Origin of the sequence: Dactylosporangium sp. CS-047395, from assembly GCF_050942185.1 — a bacterium.
GTDB lineage: Bacteria > Actinomycetota > Actinomycetes > Mycobacteriales > Micromonosporaceae > Dactylosporangium.
Map to the genome: position 1 here is coordinate 1,907,701 of NZ_CP192015.1, position 17,551 is coordinate 1,925,251.

The window sequence follows — 17,551 nt, forward strand, 5'->3', positions numbered from 1 at the left end:
CACCATGACCCCCGCCCGGCCCAGCCGGACCACGCCGGCCCCGGCGCCCAAGCGCTCCGGCCGCATCCGCAGCGCGTCCGCGTCGCTGTGGGAGGCCAGCCCGCTGACCTACCTGGCGCTGATCATCACGATCGTCCTGTCGGTCTTCCCGATCGTCTGGTCGTTCATCGTGGCCTCCCGGGACAACAGCGCGGTGACGGACATCCCGCCGCCGCTCACCCCGGGTGGCAACTTCTTCTCCAACGCCCAGCGGGTGCTGGAGAACACCGACGCCAACTTCGTCTACGGCCTGATCAACTCGGCCATCGTGTCGGGCTGCGTCACGCTGTCGGTGGTGTTCTTCTCGACCCTGGCCGGCTTCGCGTTCGCCAAGCTCAAGTTCCGCGGCAAGAACGCGCTGCTGCTGATCATCATCATGACGATGATGATCCCGACGCAGGTCAACATCATTCCGTTGTACCTGCTGATGGTGAAGCTGGACTGGCTGCACACCCTGCCCGCGGTGATCGTGCCGTTCCTGGTCAAGGGCTTCGGCGTGTTCATGATCCGGCAGTACGCGGAGTCGGCGATCAGCGACGAGCTGATCGAGGCGGCGCGTGTGGACGGGGCCTCGACCTGGCGGACGTACTGGAGCGTCGTGCTCCCGGCGCTGCGCCCGGCCGCGGCGGTCCTCGGCCTGCTCACGTTCATGGAGACGTGGAACGACTTCCTCTGGCCCTACGTGGTGCTCGACGGGGACACCCCGACCGTCCAGGTCTCGCTGAACATCTTGGCGACCGGTTACTACAAGACGGACTACGTGCAAGTCTTTACCGGGACAGCCCTGGCGATCATTCCGCTGCTCCTCGTGTTCATCGCATTCGGTCGCCAGATCATCGGCGGCATCATGGAAGGTTCGGTCAAGGCGTGACCAGTATCGACCCGCTGACGTTCCCACCCGGATTCCTGTGGGGGGCGGCGACCGCGTCGTACCAGATCGAGGGGGCGGCGGCCGAGGACGGCCGTACCCCGTCGATCTGGGACACGTTCAGCCACACCCCCGGCATGACCAAGGGCGGGCACACCGGCGACGAAGCGTGCGACCACTATCACCGCTACCGCGAGGACGTCGCGCTGATGGCCGACCTGGGGCTGAGCTCCTATCGGTTCTCCATCGCGTGGCCCCGCGTGCAGCCGGGCGGCCGCGGGTCGATGAACGAACAGGGGCTCGACTTCTACCGGCGGCTCGTGGACGAGCTGCTCGGGCACGGGATCACCCCCTGGGTCACGCTGTACCACTGGGACCTCCCGCAGGAGCTCGAGGACGCCGGTGGCTGGCCGGCCCGCGACACCGCGTTCCGGTTCGCCGAGTACGCCGCGCAGGTGCACGGCGCGCTCGGCGACCGGGTCAAGCACTGGACCACGCTCAACGAGCCGTGGTGCTCGGCGTTTCTCGGGTACGCGTCGGGTGCGCACGCCCCGGGCCGCAAGCACGCCCCGGACGCGCTCGCCGCGACGCACCACCTGCTGCTCGGCCACGGCGAGGCGGTGCGGGCGATCCGCGCCGCCGACCCGGCCGCGCAGCTCGGCATCACGCTGAACCTCTACGCGATCTCGCCGGCCGACCCGGCGTCGGAGGCCGACCACGAGGCCGTGCGGCGCATCGACGGGCTGGCCAACCGCATTTTCCTGGATCCGGTACTGCTCGGTGCCTACCCCCAGGACGTCCGCGAGGATCTGGCCGGGGTCACCGACTTCGGCTTCGTCCACGACGGCGACCTGGAGGTCATCTCCACGCCGCTGGACCTGCTCGGCATCAACTACTACAGCCGGCACGTGGTCGGCGCGCCCGACCCGGACGTGCCCGCCGAGCCCTACTGGCGGGCGCCCACGTCCTGGCCCGGCAGCGAGCACGTGCGCTTCCACAAGCGCCCCGGCGTGCCCGTGACCGACATGAACTGGGAGGTCGACGCGCCCGGGCTCACCGAGACCCTGGTGCGGGTCGCGCGCGACTACCCGGCCATCCCGCTGTACATCACCGAGAACGGGGCGGCGTACGTCGACACCACGGGTGCCGACGGACAGATCGACGACGTCGAGCGGGCCGCGTACTTCGACGCCCACTTCCGGGCCTGCCTGGACGCGATCGCGCAGGGTGCCCCGCTCGAGGGGTACTTCGCCTGGTCGCTGCTGGACAACTTCGAGTGGGCGTGGGGCTACACCAAGCGGTTCGGCCTCGTCTCCGTCGACTACGACACGCAGGCGCGCACGATGAAGACCAGCGGGCACCGGTACCGCGAGGTCATCAAGCGCAACGGCCTGGCCGAGTAGCGTGCACCGCCCGACACTCGACGAGGTCGCGGCCCTGGCCGGTGTCGGGCGCGGCACCGTCTCCCGGGTCATCAACGGCTCGCCCCAGGTGAGCCCGGAGGCGCGGGCGGCGGTGCAGAAGGCGATCGACGAACTCGGGTACGTGCCCAACCGGGCGGCCCGGGCGCTGGTGACCCGCCGGACGGACTCGGTGGCGCTCGTCGTCTCCGAGTCCGAGGAGCGGGTCTTCGGCGAGCCGTTCTTCGCCGGCATCGTCCGCGGGGTCAGCTCGCACCTGGCCGACACCCAGATGCAGCTGTGGCTCGCGATGGCGCAGTCGGTCTCCGAGCGTGTGCTGGTCGAGCGGCACCTCTCCGATCAGCACGTCGACGGCGTCCTGCTGCTGTCACTGCACGACGACGACCCGCTGCCCGGCCTGCTGGCCGGGCGGGGGCTGCCGACCGTCCTGGGCGGGCGCACCGCGCACATGCTCGAGACGGGCTCGATCCACGGGGAATCGGGCGGGCAGCTCAACGGGCACACCGTCTCGTTCGTCGACAACGACAACGAGGGCGGCGCCCGGCTGGCCGTCGAGCACCTGCTCAACCTGGGGCGCCGCTGCGTCGCGGCGATCGCCGGCCCGCAGGACATGGGGGTCGGCAAGGCCCGCCTGCGCGGCTACCGCGTGGCGCTGCGCAACGCGTCCCACCCGTTCGACGACCGTCTCGTCGCATACGGCGACTTCAGCGAGGCGAGCGGCGCCGAAGCGATGTACCGCCTGCTGCATCTCAACCCGGGGCTCGACGCCGTCTTCGCCGCCTCCGACCTGATGGCCGCCGGTGCCATCCGAGCCCTGCGCGAGCGGGGCCGGACCGTGCCCGCGGACGTCGCCGTGGTCGGGTTCGAGGACTCCGCCGTGGCCCGGCAGACCCTGCCGCCGCTCACCACCGTGCATCAGTCGGTGGAGGGGATGGGTCGCGAGATGGCCAGGCTCCTGCTGGCCCGCATCGCCGGCGGGCCGGCCCACTCGACTGTGCTGGACACGCACCTGGTCGTGCGTGAGTCGGCCTAACTGACCACCCCGCAGGAGGCAACCGTGCGCTTCGGCCACTTCGACGACAACAGTCGCGAGTACGTGATCGAACGGCCCGACACCCCGCTGCCCTGGATCAACTACCTGGGCACCGAGGCGTACTTCGGCATCATCTCCAACACCGCCGGCGGCTACTCGTTCTACCGCGACGCGCGGCTGCGCCGCCTCACCCGCTACCGGTACAACAACGCGCCCTTCGACTTCGGCGGCCGTTACCTCTACCTGCGCGACGCCGCCGACGGCACGTTCTGGTCGCCGACCTGGCAGCCCACGCAGACCGAGCTCGACGACTACGAGTGCCGGCACGGGCTGTCCTACACCCGGATCTCGTCCGGTTACCGCGGGATCAAGGCGCAGACGTCGTACTTCGTGCCGCTCGGCGAGACCCTGGAGGTCTGGCGGCTGCGGCTGACCAACGAGCGCGCGACCACCGCCGAGCTCTCGGTCTTCTCGTCGGTCGAGTTCTGCCTCTGGGACGCCCAGGACGACGCGACCAACTTCCAGCGCAACTTCAGCACCGGCCAGGTCGAGGTCGTCGACGGGGTCATCTACCACAAGACCGAGTACCGCGAGCGGCGCGACCACTTCGCGTACTTCGCCTGCTCCGAGCCCCTCGCCGGGTTCGAGACCAGCCGGGAGGCGTTCCTCGGGCCGTACCGGTCGTGGGACCGCCCGGTTGCCGTCGAGCGGGGCAGCGCCTCGGACTCGATCGCCAACGGCTGGCAGCCGCACGGCTCCCACCACGTGAAGGTCACGCTGGAGCCGGGGGAGACCCGCGAGATCGGGTTCGTGCTCGGCTACGCGGAGAATCCCAGGGACGCCAAGTTCGACCCCCCGGGCTCGCAGACCATCAACAAGCAGACGGTACGGCCGGTCATCGAGCGCTGGCTGCGGCAGGACACCGTGGACGCCGGGTTCGCCGCGCTGCGCGAGAACTGGGACACGCTGCTCGGCGGGCTGCAGGTCAGCACGCCCGACGGGGACACGGACCGGATGGTGAACATCTGGAACGCGTACCAGAACATGGTCACGTTCAACATGAGCCGCTCGACGTCGTTCTACGAGTCGGGCATCGGCCGCGGCATGGGCTTCCGCGACTCGAACCAGGACCTGCTCGGCTTCGTGCACATGATCCCGGAGCGGGCCCGCGAGCGGATCCTCGACATCGCCGCCACCCAGCTGGAGACCGGCGGGGCTTACCACCAGTACCAGCCGCTGACCAAGCGCGGGAACAACGACATCGGCTCCGGCTTCAACGACGACCCGCTCTGGCTGATCCTGGGCGTGGCGGCGTACCTCAAGGAGAGCGGCGACCGGTCGATCCTCGACGCGCAGGTGCCCTACGACAACGCGCCCGGCACCGAGGTCCCGCTCTACGACCACCTGCAGCGCTCGTTCCGGTACACCCTGGATCGCCTCGGACCGCACGGGCTGCCGCTGATCGGGCGGGCCGACTGGAACGACTGCCTGAACCTGAACTGCTTCTCCGACACCCCGGGCGAGCCGTTCCAGACCACCGAGAACGCCACCGGCGGGGTGGCCGAATCGGTCTTCATCGCCGGGCAGTTCGTGCTGGCCGCCCGCGAGCTCGCCGGGATCGCCGCGCTCGTCGGGCAGCCGGGCCAGGAGTACCTCGACGCGGCCGAGAAGATGGCCGGCACGATCGCCGAGCACGGCTGGGACGGGGCGTGGTTCCGCCGCGCGTACGACTTCTACGGCAACGTGATCGGCTCGGCCTCCAACGACGAGGGGCAGATCTTCATCGAGCCGCAGGGCATGTGCGTCATGGGCGGCGTCGGGGTCGAGGACGGCACCGCGGTCACCGCCCTGGCCAGCGTGCGCGACCGGCTCGCCACCCCGCACGGCGTGGTCCTGCAGCAGCCGGCCTACAGCTCCTACCGGCTGGAGCTCGGCGAGATCTCGTCGTACCCGCCGGGGTACAAGGAGAACGCCGGGATCTTCTGCCACACCAACCCGTGGATCATGATCGCCGAGGCCATCGTCGGCAACGGCGACGCCGCGTTCGACTACTACAAGCGCATCCTGCCGGCCGCCCGCGAGGCGATCAGCGAGGTGCACAAGTGTGAGCCCTACGTCTACGCGCAGATGATCGCCGGCCGCGACGCGCCGACCCACGGCGAGGCCAAGAACTCCTGGCTCACCGGTACTGCGGCGTGGAACTACGCGGCGATCACCCAGTGGATCCTCGGCATCCGGCCCGAGCTGACCGGGCTGCGGATCGATCCGGTGATTCCGGCCGATTGGCCCGGGTTCACCGCGGTTCGCCGGTTCCGGGGCGCGACGTACCGCATCACCGTGCAGCGCGGCGAATCCCGCTCGCTCACCGTGAACGGCGAGTCGGCCGACCCCGGCGCGGTCATCCCCGCGGCCCCCGCCGGCTCCGACGTTGAGGTGAACTTGACGATTTCTTGAAAAAGATCGTCGCCCTGACCAGTGGCCCGGTGACGGGATGTGCGCACAATGAGGCGTGAACATCCCGTCCCCGGGCCGCCCCCGTTCCGCCGGCCGGCCCACGCTCGACGAGGTCGCCCTGCGCGCCGGTGTCGGCCGCGGCACCGTGTCGCGAGTGGTCAACGGCTCGCCCCAGGTGAGCCCCGAGGCCCGCGCGGCGGTGCAGAAGGCGATCGACGAGCTGGGGTACGTGCCCAACCGCGCCGCCCGCGCGCTCGTCACGCAGCGTACCGACTCCGTCGCCCTGGTCGTCTCGGAGTCCGAGGAGCGCGTCTTCGGCGAGCCCTTCTTCGCCGGCATCGTGCGCGGCATCAGCTCCGCCCTGGCCGACACCCAGCTGCAGCTCTGGCTGGCGATGGCCCAGTCCCCGGCCGAGCGCGAGCGGGTCGAGCACCACCTGACCAACCAGCACGTCGACGGCGTGATGCTGCTCTCCCTGCACGACGCCGACCCGCTGCCCCTGCTGCTCGAACGGCGCGGCCTGCCCGTGGTCCTCGGCGGCCGCCCGGCCCAGATGCTCGCCGACGACGAGCAGCTCAACTTCACCGCCCAGCTGTCCCAGCTGTCCTACGTGGACGCCGACAACGAGGGCGGCGCCCGCATCGCCGTCGGCCACCTGCTGGACCGCCAGCGCCGCCGCATCGCCGCGGTCGCCGGCCCCCAGGACATGGCCGTCGGCGTCTCGCGACTCACCGGCTACCGCGAGGCCCTGGAGCGCGCCGGTCTTCCGGTCGACGAGCGCCTGATCGCGTACGGCGACTTCTCCGAAGCCAGCGGCGAGCGCGCGGTCCACGAACTGCTCGAGGCCGACCCGTCGATCGACGCCGTGTTCGCCGCCTCCGACCTCATGGCCGTGGGCGCCCTGCGCGCGCTGCGCTCCCTCGGCAAGCGCGTCCCGGACGACGTGGCCCTGGTCGGCTTCGACGACGTGGCCATCGCCCGGCAGACCGAACCCCCGCTGACCACGGTCCACCAGCCGGTCGAGGCGATGGGCCGGGAGATGGCCCGCCTGCTCATCGCCCGCATCGCCGGCGCCGCATCCTCCTCCGTGATGGTGGAGACGCACCTGGTCCGTCGGGAATCCGCATAACGTTTGCCGATCCGCCGGGCCGGGCATGCGGTCATCGGAGGAGGTGGCGATTTCGATGAGCAATGAGTGGAAGAAGCGTAAGCGCCGCGCGGAGAGTGTGGCCGAGGACGCCTGGGACTACCTGACGTCAGCCTTGGACAGCGCCCGTTCGTTCGGCGGCACCGTGAAGGACCGCGCGGGCGACTTCGCCAGCGAGGCCTCGGACCGGTACGGCACCGCGTCGGACCGCGTCGGCTCGGTCTCCAACGAGGCGTGGAAGCGGGCCAACCTGGCCCTCGACGCCCTGTCGGGCCGCCGCTCGCGCACCCCGTGGGGCTGGATCGCCGTAGCCGCCCTGGGCGGCGTGGCGGTGGGCTGGGCGGTGGCGGCCTCGGCGCCGAAGGCCATCCAGGCGGCGAGCGAGCGGTTCACGGACGACCCGGACGAGCTTCCCCCGACCGTGGAGCCGGCCGCTCCCTACGAGCGGGTCGTCCCCCCTGTGACCCCCTGAGACCCCTCCGTTCCGGGAGGTAAGAGGGCCGGCGCCGTGCGGGGCGCCGGCTCTCTGTGTTTCTGTTCGTGGGGGAGCTTCGCTCCACCCACACCCCCTCAACACCCCGCTCGGGCCCGATGGTCACCACATATGTGCGCTCGGCCGATGGTCCCCGGCCGCCTGCGGCGACCGGAATGTATTGGCGTGGTCCCGGTGACGACTTTGGTCACCGTTCGGTGGTGCAGACCGTAGATTCGGGAGCCGGGTCCGCGGTGGTCGACGTTCGGTGGTCTAGGAGAGAATCTTTAAAAAGACCAATTTCCTGAGTTGTACCACCGAATGATGACCACGACGGACCCGGCTCCCGAATTTGCGGTCTGGACCACCAACCTTGACCAAAGTCGAACCGGGACCACGCTAACCCTGTGGGCCGCCGCCAGGCGGGCCGAACCATCGGCCGAGGGCACATATGTGGTGACCATCGGACCGGCCGAAAATAACGCCATCTGCGATAACCCGGCAGCAGAAATAGCGCGGCAAGGAGCCGGAATGAAATAATCGACGACATGGGCCAGATGTCATTGTTCAGCCGGGCGGAAACGAAATCCATGCGTGACAAGACGCGCCGAAGAAACTATTCCCAAGTCGGGGAGCGGTTCCGGCAGGAGCACAAAAAGCACCGCGACTGGGGCCTCCAGCAACGCCACGCCCTCAAGCTGCGCCGCATGGTCGCCGAGCGGCTGCGCAAGCTGATCGAGCGGTCCGCCGGATGCCCCCGAAGACCAGGTGAGCCCGGGGGCATCGGCCACGGATCGGAAGGCTCAGCTGTACTTCCGCAGCTCCCGCCGAGCCAGCGAAGCCCGATGCACCTCGTCCGGCCCGTCGGCGAGGCGGAGGGTGCGGGCACTCGACCAGAGCTGCGCGAGGGGCGTGTCCTGGCTGACGCCCGCCGCGCCGTAGCCCTGGATCGCCTTGTCGATGACCCACTCGGCCATGGACGGCACGGCGATCTTGATGGCCTGGATCTCGGTGTGGGCGCCCTTGTTCCCAACGGTGTCCATCAGCCAGGCGGTCTTGAGCACCAGCAGCCGTGCCTGCTCGATTCGCACCCGGGACTCGGCGATCCACTCCTGGATGACGCCCTGTTCCGCGAGGGGGCGGCCGAAGGCGACCCGCGCGTTGACCCGGGTGCACAGCAGCTCCAGCGCCCGCTCCGCCATGCCGATGAGTCGCATGCAGTGGTGGATGCGGCCGGGGCCGAGGCGGGCCTGGGCGATCGCGAAGCCCTGGCCCTCGCCGGCGATGAGCGCGTCGGCCGGCACCCGTACGTCCTGGAAGAGCACCTCGGCGTGCCCGCCGTGGCCCGCGTCGGTGTAGCCGAAGACGTGCATCCCCCGCTTGACCGTGACGCCGGGGGTGTCGCGCGGTACCAGAATCATGCTCTGCTGCCGGTGCCGCTCGGCCTCCGGATCGCTCTTGCCCATCACGATGAGGATCTGGCAGTTGGGGTTCATCGCGCCCGACGACCACCATTTGCGGCCGTTGATGACGTAGCTGTCGCCGTCGCGTTCGATGCGGGTGGCGATGTTGGTGGCGTCGGAGGAGGCGACGTCGGGCTCGGTCATGCAGAAGGCGGAGCGGATCTGGCCCTCCAGCAGCGGCTTGAGCCAGCGGTCCTGCTGCTCGGGCGAGCCGAACTGGGCCAGCACCTCCATGTTGCCGGTGTCGGGGGCGGCGCAGTTGAGCGCCTCCGGGGCCAGGTGGGGGCTGCGGCCGGTGATCTCGGCCAGCGGCGCGTACTGCAGGTTCGTGAGCCCCGCCCCGTGCCCCTGGCTGCCGCCCCGACCACCCGCCCCTGGAGCGAGCTCCGCGCTGGGTGTGTCGGGGAGGAACAGGTTCCACAGGCCCCGCTCGCGGGCCGAGCGCTTGAGGTCCTCGATGACGGGCGTGCGCGCCCACGGGTCGGCGGCCGTCGCGAGCTGCTCCTCCAGGACGGGCTCGGCGCGGTACACCTCCTCGTCCATGAAGTCCGTGAGCTTCTCGTGCAGGTCAGCCGTGCGCTGGTCGAATCCGAAGTCCATCAGCTCTCTCCGTTGATCGCCGCGATGCCCTCTTCGAGCAGGGGCGGGACGAGGGCGCCTATCTCGTCGAAGCCCTTCCCGACCGTCTGCCCGTGTGTGTACCGGTAGTGGATCCCCTCGAGCACGATGGCCAGCTTGTAACAGGCCAGGCCGACGTACCAGTGCAGGTCGTCGCTGAGCGGGGCGCTGCGCGCGTAGCGGGCGAGCAGCTCGTCGCCGCTGGGGAACCCGGCCGCGGCCCCGAGGCCGTCCGCGATCGGGTTCTTGCCGATTTTGATGCGGTCCAGCACGTTCCAGTACGCCAGCAGCAGCCCCAGATCCGTCTGCGGGTCGCCGATCGTGGCCATCTCCCAGTCCAGGACGGCGGCCACGCGCAGGGTGTCCGGGTCGACGATGAGGTTGTCCAGCCGGTAGTCGCCGTGCACGATGGCGGGCCGCGGGCTGGCCGGGATGGTCGCCGCGAGCCGCTCGCGCAGCGTGTCGGCGGCCGGCAGGTCGCGGCTGCGGGAGTGCTCCAGCTGCTTGCTCCACCGGCGCACCTGCCGCTCCAGGAAGCCCTCCGGCCGGCCGAACTCCGCCAGCCCGACCTCGGCCGGGTCGACCAGGTGCAGCTCGGCGAGGGTGTCCATCATCGCGAAGGCGATCTTGCGGCGGTTGTCCGCACCGAGCGGGTCGGTCTGCTCGCGGTGCCGCAGCACGGCCCCGGGCACGCGCGCCATGAGATAGAACGGCGCCCCGAGCACCGCGTCGTCCTCACACAACAACAGCGCCTCTGGTACGGGCACCGCCGTCGATCCCAGCGCGGAGATCACCTTGAACTCGCGGCTCATGTCGTGCGCGGTGGCCAGCACATGGCCGAGCGGCGGGCGGCGCAGGACGAAGACCTCGTTGAGGACATACGTCAGGTTCGACCGGCCGCCGGCCACCAGCTCGGCGCTCAGCGGCGCGCCGACCAGGCCGGGGGCCTTGTCGTCCAGATAGGCCTGCAGGCGGGTCAGATCGAGACCGGGCGGGGTGGTCATCGGATCAGTCCAGGGTTGAGACACGTTCTCTGTCAAGGGCTTCAGGCGGATTTTGTACCGTTATGCCGCATCCATGCCGCCCGTCAATGTTCCGGCCTCGACACCGCTGCGAAACGGCGCGGAAACTCGCGGTAGGCAACCTGTTCGCAGTACCGGAAAGCAAGGCGTACACCAACGGCGGCGTGCACCTCAGCCAAGGACGAACGGGAGGTCGACTCACATGCTGCTCAGGCTGCGAGTTGCGTTGCCCGACCGTCCCGGCTCACTCGGGCAGGTTGCCCGGACGCTGGGCGTGGTCGGCGCGGACATCGTTTCGGTCGTAGTACTGGAACGGGTCGGCGGTCGTGCGGTGGACGACTTCACCGTGGTATGGCCGGCATCGGCCCCGGTTGATCGCGTACTCACCGGCCTAGCGGCGATCCCAGGCGTCCGCCTGGACGGTGTATGGCGCGGCACCGAGCTGTCGGAGCCGAGCAGCGGCCGCGAGGTCGCGCTGATCGGACAGGTGGCGGCAAACCCGGAACACGGCCTGGCGACGGTCGTGGACGCGGCGCCCGCACTGTTCGGCGCGGACTGGGCGGTTGCGATCAGAGTCGGATCAGACTGGGCGGGCGGCGGCGCGCGTGCCCAGGCGTGGTCCGGCACCTCGGTGGTCAGCGCGAGCTGGCGCGCTCCGGATGTCCCCCCACAGGTGGACATCGCACCACTCCGGCCCCGTGCGTTGAGTGCAGCAGACGGCGTTCATCTCGCTGTCGCGCCTTTCCAGCGCGGAGGCCTGGTCCTTGTTGTCGGACGCGGCGGGGCGGACGGCGACGCTGGAGCACCACCGTTCCACGGCTCCGAAGTGGAACGACTGGCGCAGTTGGTCGGTGCAACCGCATCTGTGCTGGGGGAACGGCTGGCGGGGCCCGGATTGGCGGATCCGGGTGAGGCGGGGCGTTCCGTTGCCGGAACCCCCGCTCCCGCCGGCACAACCTCCACCTGGCGGTTCTGATGCTGTGGCGGATCCGCGCCACCGTCGAGGACCGTCCCGGCTTCCTGTCGGTGCTGACCGCGAGCCTGGCCCTGCGCCAGGTCAACATCCTCTCCGTGCAGGTCCACACCACGGAGTCCGGCGCCGTCGACGACTTCCTGATCGACGCGCCCGACACGCTCACCCACGACGACCTGGCCGAGGCCGTCCGGCGCGGCCGCGGCCGTGACCCCTGGATCGCCCCGGCCCACGTCCGCGGCCTGATCGACGAGCCGACCCGGGTGCTGTCCCTGGCCACCAAGGTCCTGGACGGCACGCAGGGCCTGGAGGAAGCGCTGTCCGCCCTGCTGGGCGACTGCGACATCTCCTGGCGCGCCGAGACCTCGACCGGCGCCGGCGGCTTCACGGCCACCGGCATGCAGCTGCGCGACCCGGCGGGCGGCACCCTGTACGTCGGCCGCGCGGAGCCGTCCTTCACCCCGGCCGAGTACGCCCGGGCCCAGGCCCTGGTCGAACTGGCCCGCGTCGCATCGAGACACACCGCATCCTGAGAACGACCTGAGAAGCGCCCCCTCCACCGCGAGGGGCGCTTTTTTGTGTGCCTGTCTACATGTAGTCTCACGACATGTTGGTCGGGTACATGTCGGGGGGCGACGCATGAGTGCGTTGGAGTACGCGCGGCTGCAGTTCGGGCTCACGGCGTCGCTGCACTTCACGTTCGTGGCGATCACGCTCGGGCTGGTCTTTCTCGTTGCCGTGATGCAGACGCGGTTCACGACAACGGGCAAGGAGGTGTACGGCCGCATGGCCCGCTTCTGGGGCCGCCTGTACGTGATCAACTACGCGGTCGGGATCGCCACCGGGCTCGTCATGGAGTTCGAGATCGGGCTCAACTGGGCCGGGCTCTCCAAGCTCACCGGTGACGTCTTCGGGGCGCCGCTCGCGTTGGAGACGCTCGTCGCGTTCGTGCTGGAGTCGACGCTGCTCGGGCTGTGGATCTTCGGGTGGGGGCGGCTCGGGAAGCGGCTCCACCTCGGGCTGATCTGGGGCGTGGCCGTCACCGCGCTGCTGTCGGCGTTCTGGGTGCTGGTCAGCAACGCGTTCCTGCAGCATCCGGTCGGGTACCGGGTCGACGAGACCGGCACCGTGCGGCTGGCCAGCTTCGGGGCGCTACTCACCAACAGTGCGCTCTGGTTCGCCCTCACACATGTCGTCGCGGCCACGCTCGTCGCGGGTGGGGTGCTGGTCGCCGGGGTCTCGGCCTGGCGGCTGCGGCGGGAGCGGCTGGGCGCCGAGGACCATGAGCTGTTCCGGCGGTCGCTGCGGCTGGGGATCCGGGTCGGGCTGATCGGGACGTTCTTCGTCATCGGGTTCGGCTACGCGCAGTTCGGCTGGATCGACGCGAGTCAGCCGATGAAGATGGCCGGGCGCGGGCCGCACGCGATCGAGCGGCAGGCGGAGCTCGTCCAGCAGTACGGGCCGGGCAGCTATCTGGTCAGCGACAACGTCGGCGTCGCGCTCGGAATGATGATCCAGATCGCCAACCTGCTGTTCCTCGTGCTGCTCGTCGCGCAGGTGCTCACCTACCGGGACGCGCTCATCCGCAAGCGGTGGGCGCGGCCGATGTCGTGGCTGCTCACGCTGCTGATTCCGGTTCCTGTGCTGACCGCGATCCTGGGGTGGTTCGTGCGCGAGGAGGGGCGGCAACCCTGGGCCGTGTACGGGCTGCTGCGCACCGCCGACGCCGTGTCGCCGATGAGCGCGGGTGCGCTGCGCGGGTCGACGTTCGGGTTCTCGGTGCTGATCGTCGGGCTGGCGCTCGTCGACTGGTGGCTGCTCGCCCGAGCCGCGGCTCGAAAACCTGGCGGCGAGTTCGGCCAGGAGGACGAGCCCGTGCGTATCGATCGGCAGGAGGTCTCCGTATGAGCACAGTGTGGTACACCATCCTGGGCCTGGTCTTTGTTCTTTATCTCGTGCTCGGCGGGCTGGATCAGGGCGTGGCGATGCTGCTGCCCACCATGCGCGGCGACGGCGAGCGGCGGGCCGCGCTCAATGCGATCGGGCCGATGTTCCTGGGCAACGAGGTGTGGGTGGTCGGGGCCGCCGGGCTGCTCATCGCGGCGTTTCCGCGGCTGGAGGGTGAGCTGTTCGGGGCCGCGTATCCGGCGGTCGTCGCGGCCGTGCTCGGGCTGGCCGGGCTCGTCGCGGGGGTGCAGCTGCGCGGGCGCGGGAAGCGGCGGGGCGGGTTCGACGTGCTCATCGCCGGGTCCGGGCTCACGCTCGCCGGCGCCTGGGGGCTGATCTTCGGGGTCCTGCTGCACGGGGCGCCGATCGGCGCGGACGGCCACGTGCACGGGCTGGCGCCGTTCGCCGATCCGATGGTCTGGCTCACCGCACTCGCCAACGTGCTGCTCGTGCTCGCGCACGGATCCGCGTTCCTGCGCCGGCGGGCGGTCCGGCTGCACCTGGTCGCGGGCGCGGTCGCGGCGCTGACGGTGGCCGGTTGGTGGGTGGCGGCGCCCGGCGGGATCCGCAATCCGCTGGCCGGGACCGTGCTCGGGGTCGCCTGCGCGGCCGCCGTCGTCGCGGGCGGGTTCCTGCGGCGGCCGGGCGCGGCGTTCGCGGCCACGGCTGTGGCGTGCGCCCTACCGGTCGTCGCGGCGGCGTCGGCGCTGTTCCCGGCCGTGCTAGCGTCCACGCTGGACCCGGGCGCGACGGTGACCGTCGACGGAGCGGCCGCCGGCGAGGACGCCCTGCGGCTGCTGACACTCGGCGCGGCCCCGCTGCTCCCGGTGCTCGTCGCCGTTCAGGCCGCCGGCTGGTGGCTCTTCCGGCGCCGGACGTCTCTGTACTGGTAGGGCGGGCGCGACACGTGGACAGAAGACTGCTGCGGCTCGGCCCGGTGCGCCGCTACGCGATGGTGCTGGCCGGGTCGGCGCTGCTCGCCGCCGTGCTGGTGGTGGCCCAGGCGGTGAGCCTCGCGACCCTGCTCGCCGCGGCCGTCGACGGGCGGCTGGACCGGGGTGCGCTGCTCGTCGGCGTCGTGACGGTACTGCTGCGGGGTCTGCACTCCGGTGCGCTCGCCGCGCTGTCCGGGCGGGCGGCGGCCGGGGTCAAGGCCCACCTGCGCGAGCAACTGCTCGACGCGGCCGCGCGGCGGGGGCCCGCGTGGCTGACCGGCAAGCGGGCCGGCGAGCTCGCCACCCTGGCCGGGCGCGGGGTGGACGGCCTCGACGGGTACCTCACCGGCTACCTGCCGCAGGTCTTCCTGGCCGCGTTCGTCCCGCTCGCCACCCTCGGCTGGCTGGCGCTCACCGACTTCGCCTCCGCTGTCGTGGTCGCCCTCACCCTGCCGCTCATCCCCGTCTTCGGCATCCTGGTCGGCAAGTCCACCGGGGCCGCCACCCAGCGCCAGTGGCAGCAGCTCAGCCGGCTCGGCGGGCACTTCCTCGACACCGTGCGCGGGCTGGCCACGCTGCGCACGTTCGGGCGCGAGGCGGCGTACGTGCGGCGGGTGCGGGAGAACGCGGAGGGGTACCGCCGCGCGACGATGCGCACGCTGCGCCTGGCGTTCCTGTCGGCGCTGGTGCTGGAGCTGGTCGCGACTGTCTCCGTCGCGCTGGTGGCCGTGCCGGTCGGGCTGCGGCTGCTGGACGGGCGGCTGACGCTGGGCGCCGCGCTGGCGGTGCTGCTGCTCGCGCCCGAGGCCTATCTCCCGCTGCGCGCGCTGGGCACCAAGTTCCACGCCAGCCAGGAGGGTCTGGCGGCATCCGCGGAGATTCATCTGGTACTGGACGATGCCCCGAAAACCACCACGGAGGCCCGACTGCCACCGGCGGATGCCGCGCTGGTGCTGGAGCGGGTGGAGGTGCGCTACGGCGACGTGGTGGCGCTGCGCGACGCCAGCCTGACCGTCGAGCCGGGGGACCGGGTGGCGCTGGTCGGCCCGAGCGGCGGCGGCAAGTCCACGCTGCTGTCGCTGGTGCTCGGCTTCACCACCCCGTCCGCGGGCCGGCTGCTGGTCGGCGGGGTCGACCTGGCCCACCTCGACCTGGCCGCCTGGCGGGCCCGGCTGGCCTGGTTGCCGCAGCGGCCGCACCTGTTCGCCGGGACCGTGGCCGACAACGTGCGGCTGGGACGCGCGGACGCGTCGCTGGACGAGGTCGTCGCGGCCGCGCGGGCGGCGGAGGCGGACGGGTTCGTGCGGGCGCTCCCCGACGGGTACGACACCGACCTGCACGTGCACGGCCTGTCCAGCGGGCAGCGGCAGCGGCTCGCGATGGCGCGGGCGTGGCTGCGCGCGGACGCGTCGGTGCTGCTGTTCGACGAGCCGACCGCGCGCCTGGACGCGGCCAGCGAGGCGGCGGTCGTCGCGTCCGCGGCCCGTCTGGCGACCGGGCGCACCGCGCTGCTCGTCGCGCACCGGCCGGCGCTGCTGTCGATCGCCACCCGCACGGTGACCGTCGACGGGCGGCTCACCGAGGCCCGGCGCCCGGTGGTGGCCGCGTGATAGCGCTGCGGCTGGCCTTCGCGGGGCTGCTCGGCGTGCTCGCCGAGGCCGCCGGTATCGGGCTCGTCGGCACCGCCACCTGGATGATCGTGCGGGCCGCCGACCAGCCGCCGCTCGCCGCGCTCGCCGTCGCCATCGCCGCGGTCCGGGCCTTCGCCTTGCTCAAGGGCGGGATCCGGTACGCCGAGCGGCTCGCCGGCCACGACGTCGTCCTGCGGGTGCTGGCCACGCTGCGCACCCGGTCCTTCGCGGCCCTCGCGGCGCGGCGCTCGCTGCGCTCCGGCGACGCGCTCAGCCGCGTGGTGTCCGATGTGGACGCCGTCCAGGATCTGCTGCTGCGGGCGGTGCTGCCGGCGGCGGTGGCCGCGCTCGTGGGCGTGGTCGCCGTCATCGGCTTCCTGACCGTCTCCGTCGCGGCGGGCGTGGTGCTCGCGGCGGCGCTGCTGGTGGCCGGGCTCGCGCTGCCGCTGCTGGGCCGGCTGCTGTCGGGGCAGGGCGCCGCGCTCGCGTCCGCGCGGGCCGACGTCGTGCAGTCCACTGTGGACATTTCGCACGGCGCGGCCGAGCTGCTCGCGTTCGGGGCCATGCCCGCCGCCCTCGACACCGCTGCCGCGCGGGGGCGGCGGCTGGCCCGGCTGGAGGGGCGCACGGCGACCGTCGGGGCGGCGGTTTCAGGAGCGGCTTCCCTGGTACCGGCGGCAAGTGCGCTGCTCATCGCGGTGCTCGTGGACGGGGCGGCGGCGCCGGTGCTCGCGCTCGTCGCACTCGCGGTCGGCGAGGTGGTGGTGCCGCTCGCGGCCGCCGCGGCCCGGCAGAGCGAGGTGGGCGCGGCGGTGCGGCGCGTCCGCGCGCTCGTGGACGGCGCGGCCGAGCCGGCGGTGGAGGACCGGCGGGCCTGGCGGGGGCCGGTGAGCGTACGGCTGCGGGGTGTCACGGTGCGGTATCCGCACGGCGCCCGCGACGCACTGTCCGATGTGGACCTCGACCTGCCGGCCGGGCGCCGGGTGGCCGTGGTCGGGCCGAGCGGGGCCGGCAAGTCGACGCTGCTGTCCGCGATCGCCGGGCGGGTCGACGCCACCGGGCGGATCGAGGGGCGGCCGGACGGGTCCGAGCCGTGGCAGGTGGCCGGCGGGGTGTTCGCCGACGCGCACGTGTTCCACGCCACCGTGCGGGAGAACCTGTTGCTGGGCCGGACCGGCTTCGCCGACGCCACGCTCCGCTCGGCGCTGGCCGCGGCCGGGCTGGGCGACTACGGCGACCGCCTCGACGAGCTCGTCGGCGAGGACGGCGGGCGGCTGTCCGGCGGGCAGCGGCAGCGGCTGCTGCTGGCCCGGGCGCTGGTCGACGCGCCGCCGGTGCTGCTGCTCGACGAGCCGACCGAGGGCCTCGACCCGGCGGCGGCCGACGCGGTGCTCGCCACGGCGCTGCGGGCGGCGGGGGAGCGGACCGTGGTGGTGGTCACCCACCGGCGGGCCGACCTGGCGGCGTTCGACGAGGTGGTGACCGTCGCCGACGGCCGCATAGCCGGGTGAGGATGGTCCCGGCCGGG

At 71.8% G+C, this 17,551-nt stretch carries 15 protein-coding genes; 12 read left to right on the plus strand and 3 right to left on the minus strand.

The window, feature by feature from the left end:
• The first annotated feature begins 64 nt into the window (after positions 1 to 64).
• The 6 genes from ACQP00_RS08785 to ACQP00_RS08810 all read left to right on the plus strand — a co-directional run bounded on the left by ACQP00_RS08785 (position 65) and on the right by ACQP00_RS08810 (position 7,434).
• A complete protein-coding gene (locus tag ACQP00_RS08785; RefSeq protein ID WP_433066391.1) occupies positions 65 to 910 on the plus strand; it encodes a carbohydrate ABC transporter permease in 846 nt (281 codons plus the stop codon).
• Positions 907 to 2,310 (plus strand): GH1 family beta-glucosidase, encoded by a 1,404-nt coding sequence (locus tag ACQP00_RS08790; protein ID WP_433216978.1) that lies wholly within the window; start codon positions 907 to 909, stop codon positions 2,308 to 2,310. The genes ACQP00_RS08785 and ACQP00_RS08790 overlap by 4 nt, the downstream gene beginning before the upstream one ends.
• A gap of 1 nt (position 2,311) precedes the next feature.
• Entirely contained in the window at positions 2,312 to 3,361 is a 1,050-nt protein-coding gene (locus ACQP00_RS08795) for a LacI family DNA-binding transcriptional regulator (protein WP_433216981.1), read from the plus strand.
• Between the two features lie 24 nt (positions 3,362 to 3,385).
• Entirely contained in the window at positions 3,386 to 5,815 is a 2,430-nt protein-coding gene (locus tag ACQP00_RS08800; RefSeq protein ID WP_433216984.1) for a GH36-type glycosyl hydrolase domain-containing protein, read from the plus strand.
• A 61-nt stretch (positions 5,816 to 5,876) separates the two neighbouring features.
• Positions 5,877 to 6,944 (plus strand): LacI family DNA-binding transcriptional regulator, encoded by a 1,068-nt coding sequence (locus ACQP00_RS08805; RefSeq protein ID WP_433223778.1) that lies wholly within the window; start codon positions 5,877 to 5,879, stop codon positions 6,942 to 6,944.
• A 55-nt stretch (positions 6,945 to 6,999) separates the two neighbouring features.
• A complete protein-coding gene (locus tag ACQP00_RS08810) occupies positions 7,000 to 7,434 on the plus strand; it encodes a hypothetical protein (RefSeq protein ID WP_433216987.1) in 435 nt (144 codons plus the stop codon).
• Positions 7,435 to 7,994: 560 nt separating this feature from the next.
• Here ACQP00_RS08810 and ACQP00_RS08815 read toward each other — a convergent pair.
• The 3 genes from ACQP00_RS08815 to ACQP00_RS08825 are packed head-to-tail and all read right to left on the minus strand — an operon-like array spanning position 7,995 to position 10,543.
• Positions 7,995 to 8,225, minus strand: coding sequence for a hypothetical protein (locus ACQP00_RS08815; RefSeq protein ID WP_433216990.1), 231 nt, complete (start codon positions 8,223 to 8,225; stop codon positions 7,995 to 7,997).
• A 12-nt stretch (positions 8,226 to 8,237) separates the two neighbouring features.
• Positions 8,238 to 9,497, minus strand: coding sequence for an acyl-CoA dehydrogenase family protein (locus tag ACQP00_RS08820; RefSeq protein ID WP_433216992.1), 1,260 nt, complete (start codon positions 9,495 to 9,497; stop codon positions 8,238 to 8,240).
• Positions 9,497 to 10,543, minus strand: coding sequence for a phosphotransferase family protein (locus tag ACQP00_RS08825; protein ID WP_433216995.1), 1,047 nt, complete (start codon positions 10,541 to 10,543; stop codon positions 9,497 to 9,499). The genes ACQP00_RS08820 and ACQP00_RS08825 overlap by 1 nt, the downstream gene beginning before the upstream one ends.
• Positions 10,544 to 10,739: 196 nt before the next feature.
• On the opposite strand from ACQP00_RS08825, the gene ACQP00_RS08830 reads away from it, so the two are divergent.
• From ACQP00_RS08830 to cydC, 6 genes are all read left to right on the plus strand, one after another.
• Complete coding sequence (locus ACQP00_RS08830; RefSeq protein ID WP_433216998.1) at positions 10,740 to 11,513, plus strand: amino acid-binding protein; 774 nt, start codon at positions 10,740 to 10,742, stop codon at positions 11,511 to 11,513.
• Entirely contained in the window at positions 11,513 to 12,043 is a 531-nt protein-coding gene (locus ACQP00_RS08835; protein ID WP_433217001.1) for an ACT domain-containing protein, read from the plus strand. The genes ACQP00_RS08830 and ACQP00_RS08835 overlap by 1 nt, the downstream gene beginning before the upstream one ends.
• 106 nt (positions 12,044 to 12,149) lie before the next feature.
• Entirely contained in the window at positions 12,150 to 13,418 is a 1,269-nt protein-coding gene (locus tag ACQP00_RS08840; RefSeq protein WP_433217004.1) for a cytochrome ubiquinol oxidase subunit I, read from the plus strand.
• A complete protein-coding gene (locus ACQP00_RS08845) occupies positions 13,415 to 14,350 on the plus strand; it encodes a cytochrome d ubiquinol oxidase subunit II (RefSeq protein WP_433217007.1) in 936 nt (311 codons plus the stop codon). Before ACQP00_RS08840 ends, ACQP00_RS08845 begins: the two co-directional genes overlap by 4 nt.
• Before the next feature lie 59 nt (positions 14,351 to 14,409).
• Positions 14,410 to 16,002 (plus strand): thiol reductant ABC exporter subunit CydD, encoded by a 1,593-nt coding sequence (gene cydD, locus ACQP00_RS08850; protein WP_433223780.1) that lies wholly within the window; start codon positions 14,410 to 14,412, stop codon positions 16,000 to 16,002.
• Positions 15,999 to 17,534, plus strand: coding sequence for a thiol reductant ABC exporter subunit CydC (cydC, locus tag ACQP00_RS08855; RefSeq protein ID WP_433217010.1), 1,536 nt, complete (start codon positions 15,999 to 16,001; stop codon positions 17,532 to 17,534). The genes cydD and cydC overlap by 4 nt, the downstream gene beginning before the upstream one ends.
• The last annotated feature ends 17 nt before the right edge of the window (positions 17,535 to 17,551 follow it).

Bases quoted from the DNA above. Each gene is read 5' to 3' on its own strand.
- ACQP00_RS08810 (WP_433216987.1), top strand. From the start codon at position 7,000: ATGAGCAATGAGTGGAAGAAGCGTAAGCGCCGCGCGGAGAGTGTGGCC.
- ACQP00_RS08820 (WP_433216992.1), bottom strand. From the start codon at position 9,497: ATGGACTTCGGATTCGACCAGCGCACGGCTGACCTGCACGAGAAGCTC.
- ACQP00_RS08830 (WP_433216998.1), top strand. From the start codon at position 10,740: ATGCTGCTCAGGCTGCGAGTTGCGTTGCCCGACCGTCCCGGCTCACTC.
- ACQP00_RS08835 (WP_433217001.1), top strand. From the start codon at position 11,513: ATGCTGTGGCGGATCCGCGCCACCGTCGAGGACCGTCCCGGCTTCCTG.
- ACQP00_RS08840 (WP_433217004.1), top strand. From the start codon at position 12,150: ATGAGTGCGTTGGAGTACGCGCGGCTGCAGTTCGGGCTCACGGCGTCG.
- ACQP00_RS08845 (WP_433217007.1), top strand. From the start codon at position 13,415: ATGAGCACAGTGTGGTACACCATCCTGGGCCTGGTCTTTGTTCTTTAT.
- cydD (WP_433223780.1), top strand. From the start codon at position 14,410: ATGGTGCTGGCCGGGTCGGCGCTGCTCGCCGCCGTGCTGGTGGTGGCC.